Here is a 15,971-nt window from a genome sequence, read left to right as displayed (position 1 = left end):
GCCGGCCTCGCCGGTGTCACCGCCGGCGGTGTCACTGGAGAGCGACACCGGTAAGACTCGCGCGCACCGACTGGCTGGCATGGCAGTGCCCTGCGTTCGCGTGCCCGTCGAGGACGGCGAAGCCACCCGGCAGCGGCTCGCCGACGCCGACCTCGTCGACGCCGAGCACGCGATCACGGGCGAAGACGGCTCCCTCTACGTCCCGGTCACCGACCCGGAGTCGGTGCCCGACGACCTCACCGTCGAGTCCTTCGACGCGCCCGAGCGCCGGACGCAGACGACGCCGGCAGACATCCTGGGCTTCGATCCGTCGTACGCGCGACTGGGCGACATCGTCGTCGTCGACGAGGACGGCCCCGAGCGCGCCCGGGAGGTCGCCGACGCCGTCGTCGAGTCGGACATCCCGGTCGAGACGGTGCTGAACAGGGCCTCGAAGATCAAAGGCGAGCAACGCGTCCGCGACTGGGACGTGCTCGCAGGCGACTCGACGGAGACCGTCCACCGCGAGTACGGCCACGAGTTCGCGCTGGACCTCGACGCCGTCTACTTCTCGCCGCGGCTCGCGACCGAGCGCCATCGCGTCGTGGAGCAGGTGGCAGCGGGCGAGCGCGTCTTCGACATGTTCGCGGGCGTCGGGCCGTACGCCGTCCCGATGGCGTCCGCCGGCGCCGAGGTCGTCGCGACCGACGTCAACGAGACCGCAATCGAGTACCTCGGGGAGAACGCCGAGCGCAACGGTGTCAGCGACAGCGTGACCGCCATCGCGGGAGACGTCCGAGACGTCGCCACCGACTACGAGGGCTGGGCGGACCGAATCGTGATGAACCTCCCCCACACCGCCGGCGACTTCCTCGACACCGCCGTCGCGCTGGCGGGCGACGAGTGCGTGCTGCACTACTACGACATCCAGCACGAGGACGGCCGCTTCGACGCCGGCGAGGCCGCGATTCGCGAGGTGGCGGAACCCGAGTACGACGTCGACGTCGAGACCCGCCACACGGTCCGGTCGTACGCCCCCCACGAGTTCAACGTCGTGCTGGACGTCCGGCTGACCCGCCGCTGATTCGCAAGCCTTATTTCTCGTATGCGGCTACGGGTGAGTGCGAAGAGGAGTCGTCACGCGACGTAACGTCGTGCCGTGCCGGTGTCCTGCCGAGTACGCGAGGCAGGGCTCGGCGCACGAGCGAAGCGACGTGCGCCGGTGTAGCTCAGCGGTAGAGCGATTCCTTCGTAAGGAATAGGCCGAGGGTTCAAATCCCTCCACCGGCTCTTTCTGCGTTGCTTCACCGCGAAGCGACGGCTGTGTCGCTTCGCGTGGACGGTTGCGGTGGCGAGAGGGATTTGAGCCAGAGAAGTCGCAACCGCGAGCAATGCGAGCGGGCCGTCTTCCCGTGGTTCAAATCCCTCCACCGGCTCTTTCTGCCGAACGAAGCGAGGCTGACGAGCCGCAGGAGGGATTCGAACGAGACGGGACGAGCGCAGCGAGTCCCGGCGTCGTTCAAATCAGCCGTCGACCCGGTCGGAGACACTCGGTTGTGGGGTGCTTACGAGGGGCTCTAGTTGGTACCGTCCCCCGACGGGAACCGAAACACCGAGCGGCCGGACCAGACTCGCCGCTGCTGCAGCGAACAGTCCGGGACCCGGCTGGGCGTCGTCGGGCGCGGTTCGAAGTAAGCCCACCGTGTTCCCGATAGCTCCGGCATATCGGAGCCAAACCCTGCGTGGACTCGACGTCTCGCGACGATACGCATCGGGTAACTAACCGCCGGAAGCGGTGGGTATCTGTACAGCGAACACGATGGACAGCGACACCCCCATCGGCCGGTACGTTCCCGCTCCTCTGGAGGGAGCCGCCTCGACCATCCGGGGTGTCGTCGCCCTCGCCGTAGACCGCAATCTGACGTACCTGGCGGCAGGTATCGCCTTCTACGCCTTCGTCTCGATCATCCCGCTGGTACTGCTCACTGTTTCACTCGCGTCGTTCGCCGGTGGTGAAGCACTGGCGAACAGGGTAACGGGCATCCTCAGCCAGCAGCTCTCGTCCGCGGGCCAGGACAGTGTGTCACAGTCCCTGACGACCACCGCGGGCCGGGGGACGGCGTCCGTCGTCGGCCTGCTGGGACTGACCTGGAGCGGCCTGAAACTGTTTCGTGGCCTCGACCAGGCGTTCGACGAGCTGTACCTCGACCACGGCGACACGTCGCTACTCGGACAGGTCCGGAATGGCCTCGTCGTCGTGGTCGGAATCGGGCTCGCCGTCGGGCTGGTCGTCGCCGTCGGCGTCGCGCTCTCGTTGCTGTCACTCGAACTCCCCTTCGCCAATGCCGTCGGGTCGCTGCTGCTGACGGCAGTTCTCGGGCTCGCGTTCCTCCCGATCTACTACGTACTCCCGCCGGTCGACGTGTCGGCACGCGAGGTGCTTCCGGGGGCAGTCGTCGCCGCTGGCGGATGGGTGATCCTCCAGATCGGCTTCCGGGTCTACGCGGCAAACGCCTCCCGCTACGCGGCCTACGGACTGATTGGGGCGGTCCTCCTGTTCGTCACGTGGCTGTACTTCGCCAGTATCGTCGTCCTGCTCGGCGGAGCGATCAACGTCGTCCTGCGCGAGGCCAGGCGAAACGTCGGGCAGCTCCCCCGACAGGAGTAGGGACGATACGCGCCCAGAGACGGTTCGCTGGCCCGCTGTTGCAGCCCTCGACTGACTCTGGCCGTTCGGCGGCCGCCCGTAAACCAGCGACTGTGCCGCCTCCGACCAGTGCGGCGAGGCGCGTGCATTTATGTTGCCCGTCTATCTACTCGGAGTCGATGGTCGTGACGCCGGACGAGCGGGTGGGACTGACCGACGACCGACAGGCGGCGGAGCGCGCCGTCGAGGCGTGCACGGAGCAGCTGTCCGAGGAGACGCCCGAGCTGTTCGACGCGCTCCGGGCGCACACGTCGGACGTCGCGGCCGCGGTCGCGGACGCCGACGGCGTGCCGGGCGCCGACCTCGACAGCGACGAGGCTGTCGAGCACTTCCGGGAGTTCGTGCGGGCGCAGTACGACGAGTCGTGGTTCGAGTCGCTGGGGGAGCGCGGCGGCGACCTCGGCCTGACGTGGGCGACGTTCCAGACGGCGATGCGGCGGTTCGCCGAGTTGCTGTCACTGGAGGCGTTCGTGCAGTTCCACGAGGCCGGCGCGCAGTTCCAGGAGGCGCGCGGCCGTCGCAGCGACGCCGAGACCGCCGTCGAGGAGGCGGAGTCGGCCCTCCAGTACCGGAACGAGATGGGGGGCGTGCAGGGCGAGGAGTCGTTCGACGCGCTCGTCGACGACGCGCGAGCGGCGGTGCGTGACGCCCGAGACTGCCTCGGCGCCGGGGAGGCAGCGATGCAGCGAGCGTACGCGTTCCGGGTGGCCGCCCAGCGGTGCCGGACCGAGTACGACGTCGACGACGAGGCCCTGTCGTTCGTCTCGCTGGACGACGGCGACGCCGACTGGGAGTTCCGCGAGCTGCGGCACGGCCGCGACCGGCTCGCGAACCGGCTCAACCGAGTCGAATCGGACGTCGACGAACTCCGCGACCACCCCCGGTACGGGCACTGAGCGGGTAGCCGTCGGTCGCGGCGGCTCGGCTGGCGGTCAGTCGCGGCGGCTCGGCGGGACGGGCAGGGTGATGGAGACGACCGTCCCCCGGGGGTCGTTGTCGGCGAACGACAGCTCGCCGCCGGAGTGCGCGACCGTCCAGTGGACGAGCCAGAGGCCCAGCCCCTGGCTGTGGTGGAGTGCGTCGATGGCGTCTTCGCCGCTGAGCACGCGGCGCTCGATCTCGGGGATGCCGGGGCCGTGGTCGGCGACGTCGACCCGGACGGTCTCGCCGTCGACGGTGACCTCGACTGCTACCTGGGCGGGGTCGCGGTCGGCGTGCCGGATGCCGTTCTCGACGAGCTCGCGGACGGCGGTCCCGAGCTGCGGGACGGCGACGGCACGGGCGCGCTCGGGGGCGTCCAGCGCCAGCGCGGCGTCCGGGTACTCCTCGCGGACCTCTTCGACCGCGTGCTCGACGACCCGAGCGACGTCCACGGGCTCGGCGGTCGTCTCCGCACCGAGCACGTCGTTGATGGCGCGCTCCTTGTCCGCCGTCTCGAGCAGGTCGTCGCAGCGCTCGACGACGGTGCGGGCGTGTTCTGCCGGCTCGCCGTCGGTCTGGGCGGCGACCAGTTCGGCGCGGCCGCGAACGACGTTCAGTTCGTTCCGGAGCGTGTGGCGGAGCACGCGGTCGAGGACCTGAAGCTGCTGGGCGCGCTCGCGGCTCTCGTCCACCGACCGGCGGACGGTGTCGCTCATCTCGTTGAAACCCCGACCGATGCGGTCCCACTCTTCGGCCCCGCCGACGTCCACGTGCGTGCCGTACTCGCCGTCCTGGAGGGATTCGAAGCCTTCGAGGAGGGCTTCGACCTGCCTGAGGTTCCGGCGGTAGTTCCACCACCCGAACCCGGCGGCGACCGCGAGCACGGCGGCGACGCTGACGGCCTGCAGCAGACTGAGGCGGCGAATCGTCGGTCGTAGTACCGCCCGCGATTCCGAGACGGTGACCGTCCAGTCGGCCTCGGAGAGCGCCGCGTCGTGGCTGGTCAGTGACTCGTCGGGCGAGGGCTCCTCCTCGTAGACGACGGTGCCGTCGGCCGTCGTGACAGTGACACCCGTCTCCACCGAGAGGTCGCGGGTCGCCGACTCGAAGAACGCGGCCCCGGAGAGGTGAAACGCCGCGTTCAGGGTGCCGACGACCTCGCCGTCGCGGCGCACTGGCGTGCTCACGGTGACGACGTCGTTGCCGGTTTCGGCCGCCACGGGGTCGCTGACGTACGTCTCGCCGGCGAGTGCGCGCTGGACGTACGTCCGGTCGCCGAGGTCGCTGCCGACGAGCCGGTCGCGTTCGGCCGGCGGGAGGTCCGAGACGAGCGCCGTCATCGTGCCGTTCGCGTCGACCACCGACGCCCCGGAGAACGCCGTGTTCGCGACGAGCGCGTCCAGCCGGTCCTGCTGTCTGTCGGTGCCGTGCGCGGCGACCGCGGGCAGGGCCGCCCACAGTTCGACGGTCTCCTGGTGGGCGGCCAGCCGGGCGTCGATGTCCGCGCGGACGAGGTCGCCGCTGCGCTGGACGTCGGCGCTGTGTTCGTCGACCACGGCGTCCTGGTAGGCCTGGAAGCCGGCGTAGGTGGCGCCGGACAGCACGAGCGCGGACACCGCGAGCACCAGGACGAAGAGTCGACGGGACCGCATCGTCAGTCAGCTATCCGGAAGTCCACGGTGAACACTGCGCCCCGTGGCTCGTTGTCGGAGACGTGGACCTCGCCGTCGATGGCGTCGACGAGCGTCTCCACGAGGTGCAGTCCCATACCGGTGCCGTCGCTCTCGAGGCCGGTCTCGCCCTTCCCGAAGATGGCGTCCTTGTGGGCGTCGGGCACGCCGGGGCCGTTGTCGGCGACCGCCACGCTGACGGTGTCGCCGTTCACCTCGGTGTGGACGGTGACCTCGGGCACCGGCTCGTCGTTGTGCTGGACGGCGTTCTTCAGGAGGTTCCGGAAGACGGAGTCGAGCATGTCGTTGCCGTGGACGGCGACGTCCGGAATCGAGCCGTCGACGGTGACGGCCGCCCCGGGGAACGACGACCGGACCTCGTCCAGTTCCGCCTCCAGCGTCGACCGCAGCGGAATCGGGTGGTCGTTGTCGGCGTCGGTGAGCATCACGTCGGCGATGTCCCGGGCGGTCTTCGTCAGCTCGACCGCGTGGTCCGCGCTCTCCCGGATGCGGCTGACGTAGTCGGCGTGCTCGTCGTCGGCCTCGTCGGCGAGCATCTCGCCGTACGCGAGCACGAGCTGGAGGTCGTTGCGGATGTCGTGGCGCAGGACCTTGTTGAGGACCTCGAGGTTGTCTCGCTGGGTCTCGAGGCGGTCCTCGTAGTCCGCGCGCTCGGTGACGTCGACGACGATGGAGAACAGGAGTGTGTCGTCCTCCAGTTCGATCGGCGAGGAGTGGACTTCGACAGTGCGAACCTCGCCGTCGGCGAGCTCGTGCTCGAAGAGGAAGTGGTTGCGGTCGCCGGTCTCCGCGCGCTCGCGTTCCGCCTCGACCTCCTCGGGCGGGAGCCTGTTGAGGTCGTCGACAGTCATGCCGGCGAGCTCGCTCGCCGAGTAGCCGTAGAACTCGGCTGCGGCGTCGTTGGCGTTCCGGATGCCGCCGCTGTCGGGGTCGACGAGCAGCATCGGCGCGGAGTGTCGCTTGAACATCCGGCGGAACTGCCGGGCGCGCTGCCGGAGCTCGGTCTCGAGCTCGCGGCGTTCGGTGACGTCCCGGACGACGCCGTCGACGACGGTGGTGTCGGCGCGCTCGTCGGTGACGGCGGTGACCGCCGCCCAGACCGGCTCGTCAGACAGCGATTTCAGGCGTACCTCTTCCTCGTGGACCGCGCCCTCCTCGCGGAGTTGGTCCGCGACCGCCTCCCGGGCCCCGGGGTCGGCGTACATCTCGGTGACTTCCCGACCCCGGAGCTCGTCTTTCGAGTCGGCGTCCGCGAGCGCGACCAGTTCGTCGTTCACGTCGATGAGTTCGCCGTCCTCGAGTTCCGTGCGGAAGACGCCGACGGGGAGTTCGTCGAGGATTCGCTCGTGGCGCGCCCACTCGGTGCTGGCCGCCGGCGAGTCGACGACGACGAGCGCTGCACCGGGCGTGCTGGTCCCGTCACCGTCGGGAGCGACACGGGAGGCCTCGACGGTGACGAGGCGGCGCTCCTCGGCCTCGACGTCGCTGAACACGAGCCGGGCGCGTTCGTCGATGGTGTCTCCGGTCGCTACGGCCTCACAGAACCGCTCGACGTCTGCGGCGGTGTCCCTCGGGGCGAACGCGCGAATCGGGTCGCCGACGGGGTCGTCCGCGCCGGTGAGTTCGCTAAACGAGGCGTTTGCGTAGGCAACAGTGCCGTCACGGACGACGACCACCGGGTCTGTCACGCTGGCGAGCACGTCGGCGTATGGGTCTGGCGGTGTCATCGGCGGTATCCTCGGCGGGCAGCCGGGTCTCGTGCGAACGTGTACGGGCCGAGGGTATAAGCCGGGCGTCTCCTTCCCGCTGACTGGGACGCCACGCGGCTGACGAAACCCTTTAGTTCGGTTTCGGGGGCGGTGTGAGGGGCCGGACGCGTCAGGTCGCGCAGGCCCAGAGGCCGGTCTCGTTCTGCCGGGCGCGGCGTTCGGCCGCTGCGAACGCGTCCCGTTCCGTGAACGCCGTGTCGTAGAGGCGAGCGTAGCCGTCGTCGAGCAGGGCGCGGTTGAACGACCGGTCGCGGCCGTCGACGGTGACGTACGCGAGCAGCCGGTCGTAGCCGCCCCGGCGGTCCGCCTCGGCGTCGGTCTCGACGACCACCGACTCGCCGGCGAGCCGGTCGGTGGCGAACTCGCTGGCGCGCTCGCCCCACTCACGGAGGCACGTGCGCCCGGATTCGGTGTCCGGGACTCCCTCGAACTCGCCGGGCGACGGGTCGGCGTACACCTCGGGGGTGTCGACGCCGAGCAGCCGGACGCGCTCCTCGGTGCCGTCCGCGAACCGCACGTCGACGGTGTCGCCGTCGACGACGTCGACGACGGTGGCCGTCCGTTCGCCGGCAGTCGGCGTGCCGTCGGCACCCGGTGAGATGGCGCCCGTACAGCCCGAGAGCGCAAGCAGGACGGCGACAGCGAGCGCGCGGCGGGTCGTGGCGTTCACGTCACCGCCTCCGTCGGGCTGCCAGCGCGCTCGCCGTGACAGCGACGACGACTGCGGCGCCAGCGAGACCGAGCCCCGGAGCCGACGCGTCCGGTTCGCTCGCTCGCGCCGACACGGTTCGGTCGCCCGCCGACACCTCGTACCGGCGGGACTGGGTGAGCGTGACGGTCGTCGACCGGCTGGTCGTCTCGCCGGCCGCGAGCGTGGCGTTCAGCGTGCCGACCGACCGACCGTCCAGCGCGACCGTCACCGAGCCGGTCGCCGGGTGCTCGCTGGGGTTCGACAGCGTCGCAGTGACCGCGACGGTCTCTCCCGGCTCGACCCGGTCGGGCTCGACGGCGAGGTCGGCGACCCGGAGCGTCGACGGCGACCGAGCCGTCACCTGCTCGCCGTCCCGGCCGACCGTGAGGTTGTACGTCCCCGGCGTTTCGACCGTGTGCTCGACGGCGACCCGGCCGGACTCGTCGGCGTCCAGCGACCCGGAGTCGGTCGCGAGTGTCGCACCGTCCCGGTCCAGTGTGGCCTCGTACGTGCCGGGCAAGCCGCCCTTGTTGGTCACCGACGCCGTGACTGTCAGCGTCTCCCCGACGTACAGCGTCGGCGGCGGTCCGGCGAACGTCTCGTTCCGGAACGGCCCCGAAACCCGGTACTGGCGCTCGCTGTACGTCATCCGGGGCGGCTCCGTGTCGAAGGCGGCCGTGTGGTCACTGCTGGACCACATCGACGGCGACGCGTCGCTGGTCGTGAAGTGCTCGGCGGCCCCCGCTGCGTCGTCACCGGCCGTCGAGCGCACGGCGGCGACGACGTCCTCGTTCGAGACGTCGGGGTCCTGTCGGTTCAGCGCGTACAGCACCTCGTCCATCGACGACGTCTGGTTCGTCGCCAGCCGGACGCGGCGGTCGAGCTCACCCCAGACGAGGCCGCCCTTGAGGTAGTTCGCGCCCGACGACCACGTCGACGGCGTCGCCAGCACGGCGTCCCGCCAGGGGTCGCGGTCGCCGTACGCGAGGTACTGCCGGAAGTCTTCGAAGCCGACGTACCCCAGTTCGAGGGACAGCGAGGCGGCGTAGTACTCGGCGGCCGCTTCCATCGTCCACCGGCCCGAGGACTCGGTCGTGTAGTCCTGCCGGGTGTGGACGTACTCGTGCAGCCAGACGTTCGCCGGCTCGTCGAGCCGGGAGTCGGCGAGCACCCAGGCGTCGTTCCCGCCGTACTCGACGCCGCGGACGCCCCAGCCGGCGTCGGTCGGCGCGACCCCCATCCAGACCTCGTCGTCGCGGTCACCGACCTGCATCCGGCCGGACGCCGCTTCGAAGGCGGCGAGCACGTCCGCGGGGCGCTCGGCGAGCGACGCCCGGTCCGGGACGGCGAGCGTGAACGTCTGGCCGTTCGCGTCACGGGTGTGTTCGGTGACGGGCCCGAGGTACGCCACCTCGCCGCCCGTCGAGCCCTCGCCGTTGACCGTCGTCGACTGGGTGAGGTCGACGGTCAGGTCCTCCGGCCCGGACCACCCCCAGCCGGTTCGCATCGTCGGCACGGTGACCAGCGCCCAGTTGCCGGCGTCGACGAACGAGTACTCGCCGGACTGGGAGTCGGCGCCGGCCCGCAAGCCGGTGGCACTGCGGTTCGCGTCGACGGTCGCCCGGAGCTGGGCGGTGTCGCCGTCGCCGTCCCACTCGTAGTCGTCGGGCGTCTCCTCGAAGTCGCTGGTCTCGATTGCGGTCGTCCGGTCCGGCAGCGAGACCGACAGCGACGACACGGAGTCCGGGAGCCTGTACCCGACGACGACGTCGATGCGTCCCGGCTCGTCCGGCGTGAGGAACAGCTCCACGTGCTTCTCGATTGTCACCGTCCGCTGCTCGACGGCGGTGGCGTCGCGAGTGGGGGCGACAGACTGGCCGACGGCAGGTGCGGCGGCGGACAGAACGAGCAGGGCGGCGACGACGACGGCGGCGACTGGGGCGGCCACGCGGTCCATGCAGGTGTCTGTGGGCGCGAGACTCAAAGGGGGACTGGCTAGCTCAGTCGGCGTCCCCGGCGCCACTCCCGTCCGCCCCACTCTCGCCGTCGTCGCTGTCGTCGTCCCTGCCGGTGCCACCGCCACCGTCGGCGACGGCGAGGCGCTCGCCCGGCTCCGAGACGGCCGCGACGGCCGACGCGACGTCCCCGGCGGCCACTCGTGGCCCACCCGCACCCTCCCCGACAACCACACACTGGTCGGCTCTCGCGCGCAGGTCGTCGTTTACGCCCCAGTCGGCGGCCTCGGCGGGTGCGACGACGGCGTCCGAAGCGTCGACGAAGTCGCGGGCTGTCGCCTCGGCCGCGCCGCGCGGGGACTCGAATGGCTGGACCGTGACGCAGTCTACTCCGAACCGACGCGCCGTCTCGTGGTCGGTGTCGCCGTCGACGACCGGCCCCACCGTCACCTCGGCGCCGGCGTCGACGAGGTCCCGGACGACGGGCGCTGCGCTGTCGCCACCGCCGAGCACGTGCACGCGAGCGTCGAGGTCGTCGTCGTCGTCGTCCCTCCCCTCGCAATCCGGGAGCGGCGTGACGGTCGGCGCGCCCGTCGCCGGGTCGGTGCCGACGGCGACCCGGGCGTCGAACGCGTTCCGGACCGCCTCAGGCGTGAGCACCGACCGCGGGCTGCCCGCGTCGACGACTTCGCCGTCGGCGACGAGCACGAGTTCGTCGCAGTATCTGGCCGCCAGGTCGAGGTCGTGGATGGCGGCGACGACGGCGCGGTCGTCGCTGTCCGCGAGCCCGCGGACGAGTTCGAGCGTGCGAATCTGGTGGTTCACGTCGAGGCTCGCCGTCGGCTCGTCCAGCAGGAGCACGGGGGTGTCCTGAGCGAGTGCGCGGGCCAACAGCACGCGCTGGGTCTCCCCGCCGGACAGAGAGGTGACCTCGCGGTCGGCGAACTGCGAGACCTCGGCGCGCTCCATCGCGCGGTCGACGGCCTCGGGGTCGTCGTCGCGGCCGAACCGGGGCTGGTGTGGGTGGCGCCCCATCTCGACGGTCTGCCGGACCGTGAACTCGAAGGAGACGTGGGTGTCCTGCGGGACGGTGGCGATGCGGCGGCTGGCGGCCTTCGACGGGAGCTCGTGGACGTCGTCGCCGTCGACGAGCACAGTGCCCGCGCATGGTTCGACGACGCCGTTCATCGCGCGCAGCAGCGTCGACTTCCCCGCGCCGTTCGGGCCGACGACGCCGACGAGCCGGCCGTCCGAGACGGTCGCGCTCACGTCCGAGAGAATCTGCGTGCCGGCCAGTTCGACGTCGACGCCGGAGACGTCCAGTGTCACAGTGCGTGCACCTCCCGGTCGCGCAGCAGGTAGAGGAAGAAGGGCGCGCCGACGAACGCCGTGACGATGCCGACGGGGAGTTCGCTGGCCGTCGAGCGCGCGAGCGTGTCGGCGGTCACCAGGAACGCCCCGCCCGCGAACGCGCTCACGGGCAGGAGGACGCGGTGGTCCGGGCCGACGACCAGCCGGACGGCGTGGGGCACGATGAGACCGACGAAGCCGATGGCTCCCGCGAAGGAGACGGCGGCAGCGGTGACGACGCTGGCGACGGCGAGCAGCAGGCGCTTGGTGCGTTCGACCTCGACACCGAGCGCGTGGGCGTCCTCCTCGCCGGCCAGCAGGACGTTCATGTCGCGGGCGTACGCCAGCAGGACGACGCTGCCGAGGACGACCACCGGCAGCGCGACCTCGGCCTCGTGCCAGCGGCTGCCGTGGAGGCTGCCCATCAGCCAGTACATCGCCTCCCGGATGCTGCGCCCGGAGTGCACGATGAGAAACGACGTGAACGCACCGAGCAGCGTCTGGATGGCGACGCCGGCCAGCAGGAGCGTGGCGACCGGCGTCCGGCCGTTCTCGGTGGCAACGAGGTAGACGGTGAACGCGGCGACCAGCGCGCCGAGGAAGGCGGCCGGCTGGACGCCGACGACGACCACCGTCGGGGCAGTGATGGCGGCGACGGCGCCGACGGCCGCCCCGGAGGAGACCCCGACGATGGAGGGGTCGGCCATCGGGTTCCGGAAGAACCCCTGCATGACGGCCCCCGAGATGGCCAGCGAGGCGCCGACGGTGGCGCCCATCACGATGCGGGGCAGGCGGAGTTCGCCGACGATGTACTGCTGGGTGCCGGGGACGTCGAAGTCAAGCGGCGAGACGTAGCCGAGGTCGACGGCGACCCAGGGGAGGCCGCCGAGGGCGGGGAGGGCGGCGTCCCGCAGCGAGACGGAGGCGGACACCGGAACCGCGAGCGCGTCGAGGGCGGCGAGCGCGACGTTCGGCAGCGAGATGGAGACCGGGCCGATGGTGGCACTCGCGAGGGCGACCACCGCCAGGAGGCCCGCAGACGCCGCAGTCCAGGCCGTCACCCGCGTGAGCACACGCATGTCGCTCAACCCTATTTGCTTTAGCCAAATATTTATTGCGCTAGGCGGCTCTACCAGATATGCGCCGAAGTACAATCGCAGTTGGGATAGTCCTACTCCTGTTGGCCTCGGCGGCCGCTCCAGCCGGTGCGCTGGCCGCGCCGGCCGCCCAGGAGGAAACGCTGACGTGTGAGTTCCCGACCACCATGACCGACGCCAGCGGCGCCGACGTCACTGTCGACGCCGAGCCCGAACGCGTCGTCACCCTGAATCCGAGTGCCGCCCAGACCATGTGGGAGTTCGGCGCCGAGGACAAAGTCGTCGGCGTCTCCCAGTTCGGCACGTACCTCGAGGGAGCCTCGGACCGCGAGGTCGTCACCTCCGGGTACCCCTCGCAGGTGAGCGTCGAGCAGGTCATCTCCCTCGAGCCCGGCCTCGTGCTCGCGCCGAACACCATCAGCAACGACTCGGTGACGCAGCTCCGCGACGCCGGCATCACCGTCTACCGGCTGCCGTTCGCGAGCTCGCTGGACAGCGTCATCGAGAAGACCGAGACCATCGGCCAGCTCACTGGCGAGTGTGACGCCGCTGGCGACACCGTCTCCGAGATGCAGACGACCATCGACACCGTCCGGGGAGCAGTCGACGGCGAGGACGAACCCCGCGTGCTCTGGGGCACCGGCGCCGGCTACTCCGCTGGCCCGAACACCTTCATCGGGCAGGCCATCGACGTTGCCGGCGGTCACAACATCGTCGCCGACGCCAACAGCAGCCGCGCCTACCCCCAGCTCTCCGAGGAGTTCATCGCCGAACAGGACCCCGAGTTCGTCGTGGTCGGCGTCGCCCCCGAGCAACTGGGCAACGAACCCACGTCGTACATCCCGGAGGACTCCGTCGTCCGGAACACCACCGCCTTCGAGGAGGGCAACATCGTCGTCGTGGACAACAACCACATCAGCCAGCCCGCGCCCCGCATCGTCGAGCCGATGACGCAGATGGCGGAGGCGTTCCACCCCGAGGCGTACGCTGACGCCACCGCCACGACCACCACGACGACCGCAGACAGCACCACCACCACCACCACCACCACCACGACCGAGTCGAGCACGACGACTGCAGCCGCGACGACCACCGCCGCCGACGACGGCGACGGGTCGTCGAACGGCTCCGCGCCCGGCTTCGGCGTCGCCACCGGCGTCGTCGCCGTGCTCGGCGCCGCCCTGCTCGCGCGCCGCACGTAGGCCGACACCGTTTCCTTTCTCCGTCTGGTAGCGGCGGGCATGGTCGAGAACGTCATCTGGCCCGCCTACTTCGATGCGGCGCTCTCCCGCCGCGAGGGCCGCCGCGTCCCCGAGGACCTCGCCGTCGAGGAGCCGACCGTCGACGAGATCGCGACGGCCGTCCAGCAGGTCGGCTACGACGCCGTCGTCGAACGCGACGTCGCTTACCCCCGCCGGCACTGGGAGGACGCCGGGCGCGTGCTCGTGAAGGACGCCGACGACTCCAAGAACGACGTCGTCCAGGCCGTCGCCGCCTACGTCGGCGCCCTCCGGGACTGACTGATGGAGCGCGCCGGCAGCGTCACCCGGACCGCTGGCAACGTCGCCATCGTGCGCAGTGACGACGACGACCACCCGGGCATCGGCGCGACGCTCGTCGACCAGCAACTGGACGCCGTCGGCCGCGTGGTCGACGTCTTCGGCCCCGTCGAGCGGCCCTACCTCGCAGTGACGCCGGACTCCGGCGTCCACCTCGCCGGCCTCGTCGGCGACACCCTCTACGTCCGGTAGACGGAGACGAAAGAGGCTAAACCGGGTCGCTCCCACACTCGGGGTATGAACGACTCGACGCGGGTCGCCGGCGTGCTCGCCGGCGTCGTCGCGCTGTTCGTCGTCGTCCAGGTCGGCGCCCTCGCGCTCGTCGAGCCCTTCCAGAGTGCGGGTCTGCAGTCCACGGAGAACCCCCAGAACCCCCTCAACAGCATCTTCTATGTCGCCTTCCTGCTGGTGGCGACCGGTGGCATCCTGCTGGTTATCAAGTACGACCAGCAGTGGGTGCTCAAGGGGTTCATCCTCCTGACGAGCGGCGTCGTCGCCTCCTACGTGTTCGCCGTCGTGTTCCCCGCCGTCACCGTCGCGGGCGTGAACCTCGCCGTCTGGGTGCCGGCGGTCGCGCTCGTGGTCGCGCTGTACGCCTACCCCGAGTGGTGGGTCATCGACTCCGCCGGCGCCATCATGGGGATGGGCGCCGCCGCCCTCTTCGGCATCAGCTTCGGCATCCTCCCGGCGCTCGTCCTGTTGACGGCGCTGGCCGTCTACGACGCCATCAGCGTCTACGGCACCGAACACATGCTCACGCTCGCATCGGGCGTGATGGAGCTGCGGCTCCCCATCGTGCTCGTCGTCCCCACCACGCTTGCGTACTCGTTCGTCGACGACGCCGAGGAGACCGCCGACGAGGCCGACGAGGGCGAACGCGAGGCCAGCCACCCCGCCGACCGCCCCGCCTACTTCATCGGCCTCGGCGACGCCGTGATGCCGTCGATTCTCGTCGCCAGCGCCGCGTTCTTCCTCGACACGCCCGAGGTCGTCTCCGGCGTCGAACTCGCGCCGCTGACCGCGATGGTCGGCACGCTCCTCGGCCTGCTCGTCCTGATGCGACTTGTGTTCAAGGGCCGCGCGCACGCCGGTCTCCCCCTCCTGAACGGCGGCGCAATCGCCGGCTACCTCGTCGGCGCTGTCGCCGCGGGCATCCCCGTCGTGGAGGCGCTGGGCCTCGCGCCGTACGTCTGATTACTGCGTACCGGTGAGCGCTTCGCTCGCGGGCGCGAACTCGATCTCGCTGCCCAGCCCCTCGTCGACGGCTCGCTCGTAGAGCATGTGGGCGGCGGCGACCGTCTCGATGCCCGTGCCGCCGCTGTCGAAGACGGTCACGTCGTCGGCTCCATGTCTGCCCTCGGCGTTCCCGGCGACGACCTCGCCGAGTTCGGCGTGGACGTGGTCCTCGTCGACGACGCCGGCCTCGACGGCAGCGATGAACGACCCGGCGTCCTGACTGACGCGCGCCCGGAGGTCGGGCACGTAGGTCGCGCGCTCGATGGTCGTCGCGTCGAGTTCGCGCTTCTCGGGGTTGTACTGCCCCATCGCCGTGACGTGGGCGCCGTCGGAGAGGTTGTCGCCGTCGAAGACCGGTTCGCTGGCGTTCGTCGCCGTGATGACGACGTCGGCGTCCTCGATGGCGGCGGCACTCGACGCGACTGCTGCGACGGTGGCGTCCAGATAGTCGTTCAGGTCGGCGGCGAACGACTCCCGGCTCTCCTTCGTCGGCGAGTACACGGAGACTGTCTCGAGGTCGCGGACCGTCGCCGTCGCCTTCAGTTGGCCGCGAGCCTGCGCGCCGCTCCCGATGACCGCCGCCGTGTCGACGTCCTCGCGAGCGAGCGCGTCCACGCCCACCGCGCCCGCCGCGCCGGTCTTGAACGGATTCATGCGGGCGCCGTCCAGCACCGCCAGCGGCTCGCCCGACTCGGCGTCGAACAGCGGCGTCAGGAACCACGCGTCGCCCGCGCCGAACCCCGCGCTGTACGTGTACCCGCCCATCGCCCCCGTCTTCGGGAGGACCGCCGAGTAGTCGGTCAGCATTCCTGCGGGGTCCTCGCGGAACAGCGCCGTCCGGGGTTCGGCCGGCGCGCCCTCGCCGCGCTGCCGGTAGCCCTCGCGGACGGCGTCGACGTAGTCGGCCGGCTCCGCCAGTCCCGCGATGTCGTCGTCTGAGAGGAACAGCGTCGCTGTCATGCCCCGGAGTTCGGCGGACGGCTGCAAAAGGATTGAGGCCGCGGCGGCAGACGCCC

The 15,971-nt window shown here is 70.8% G+C and carries 13 protein-coding genes, 1 tRNA gene and 1 pseudogene; 8 read left to right on the top strand and 7 right to left on the bottom strand.

The window, feature by feature from the left end; genetic code table 11:
* Positions 1–79 precede the first annotated feature (79 nt).
* From LT971_RS14445 to LT971_RS14430, 4 genes are all read left to right on the top strand, one after another.
* Positions 80–1,063 carry a class I SAM-dependent methyltransferase gene (locus tag LT971_RS14445; protein ID WP_237007652.1) on the top strand — a complete coding sequence of 328 codons (984 nt, stop codon included), beginning with the start codon at positions 80–82 and terminating at the stop codon, positions 1,061–1,063.
* A gap of 134 nt (positions 1,064–1,197) precedes the next feature.
* Positions 1,198–1,269 (top strand) — tRNA-Thr (locus LT971_RS14440).
* A 529-nt stretch (positions 1,270–1,798) separates the two neighbouring features.
* Entirely contained in the window at positions 1,799–2,647 is an 849-nt protein-coding gene (locus LT971_RS14435; RefSeq protein ID WP_237007651.1) for a YihY/virulence factor BrkB family protein, read from the top strand.
* Positions 2,648–2,805: 158 nt separating this feature from the next.
* Positions 2,806–3,582, top strand: coding sequence for a hypothetical protein (locus LT971_RS14430; protein WP_237007650.1), 777 nt, complete (start codon positions 2,806–2,808; stop codon positions 3,580–3,582).
* A 36-nt stretch (positions 3,583–3,618) separates the two neighbouring features.
* Here LT971_RS14430 and LT971_RS14425 read toward each other — a convergent pair whose 3' ends face one another.
* The 6 genes and pseudogenes from LT971_RS14425 to btuC all read right to left on the bottom strand — a co-directional run bounded on the left by LT971_RS14425 (position 3,619) and on the right by btuC (position 12,142).
* Complete coding sequence (locus LT971_RS14425) at positions 3,619–5,259, bottom strand: sensor histidine kinase (RefSeq protein ID WP_237007649.1); 1,641 nt, start codon at positions 5,257–5,259, stop codon at positions 3,619–3,621.
* Between the two features lie 2 nt (positions 5,260–5,261).
* On the bottom strand, positions 5,262–7,025 hold the full coding sequence (locus LT971_RS14420) for a PAS domain S-box protein (protein WP_237007648.1): 1,764 nt from the start codon (positions 7,023–7,025) through the stop codon (positions 5,262–5,264).
* A gap of 151 nt (positions 7,026–7,176) precedes the next feature.
* The gene (locus tag LT971_RS14415) at positions 7,177–7,737 is read right to left on the bottom strand and encodes a thermonuclease family protein (RefSeq protein ID WP_237007647.1); all 561 of its coding nucleotides are present in this window, start codon (positions 7,735–7,737) and stop codon (positions 7,177–7,179) included.
* 1 nt (position 7,738) lies between these two features.
* Positions 7,739–9,715 (bottom strand): CARDB domain-containing protein, encoded by a 1,977-nt coding sequence (locus LT971_RS14410; protein ID WP_237007646.1) that lies wholly within the window; start codon positions 9,713–9,715, stop codon positions 7,739–7,741.
* A gap of 154 nt (positions 9,716–9,869) precedes the next feature.
* Positions 9,870–11,042 (bottom strand): annotated as a pseudogene (locus tag LT971_RS14405) (heme ABC transporter ATP-binding protein); the annotation flags it as partial.
* A complete protein-coding gene (btuC, locus tag LT971_RS14400; protein WP_237007644.1) occupies positions 11,039–12,142 on the bottom strand; it encodes a vitamin B12 ABC transporter permease BtuC in 1,104 nt (367 codons plus the stop codon). The pseudogene LT971_RS14405 and the gene btuC, both read right to left, overlap by 4 nt.
* 59 nt (positions 12,143–12,201) lie before the next feature.
* On the opposite strand from btuC, the gene LT971_RS14395 reads away from it, so the two are divergent.
* Genes LT971_RS14395 through LT971_RS14380 form a run of 4 tightly spaced genes read left to right on the top strand, consistent with a single transcriptional unit; the run spans position 12,202 to position 14,913 of the window.
* Entirely contained in the window at positions 12,202–13,362 is a 1,161-nt protein-coding gene (locus LT971_RS14395; protein ID WP_272904881.1) for a PGF-CTERM-anchored ABC transporter substrate-binding protein, read from the top strand.
* A gap of 39 nt (positions 13,363–13,401) precedes the next feature.
* Positions 13,402–13,680: a signal recognition particle subunit SRP19 gene (gene srp19 / locus LT971_RS14390; protein ID WP_237007642.1), complete on the top strand. Its 279-nt coding sequence runs from the start codon at positions 13,402–13,404 to the stop codon at positions 13,678–13,680.
* 3 nt (positions 13,681–13,683) lie between these two features.
* A complete protein-coding gene (locus tag LT971_RS14385) occupies positions 13,684–13,911 on the top strand; it encodes an H/ACA ribonucleoprotein complex subunit GAR1 (RefSeq protein ID WP_237007641.1) in 228 nt (75 codons plus the stop codon).
* 45 nt (positions 13,912–13,956) lie between these two features.
* Positions 13,957–14,913 (top strand): presenilin family intramembrane aspartyl protease PSH, encoded by a 957-nt coding sequence (locus LT971_RS14380; protein WP_237007640.1) that lies wholly within the window; start codon positions 13,957–13,959, stop codon positions 14,911–14,913.
* On the opposite strand, the gene LT971_RS14375 is transcribed toward LT971_RS14380, so the two are convergent.
* Positions 14,914–15,915, bottom strand: coding sequence for an ornithine cyclodeaminase family protein (locus tag LT971_RS14375; RefSeq protein WP_237007639.1), 1,002 nt, complete (start codon positions 15,913–15,915; stop codon positions 14,914–14,916). It lies immediately after the preceding gene.
* Positions 15,916–15,971 lie beyond the last annotated feature (56 nt).

This window comes from Halobacterium rubrum, assembly GCF_021729015.1.
Taxonomy (GTDB): Archaea; Halobacteriota; Halobacteria; order Halobacteriales; family Halobacteriaceae; genus Halobacterium; species Halobacterium rubrum.
This window is presented reverse-complemented; position numbering and strand designations above follow the sequence as displayed.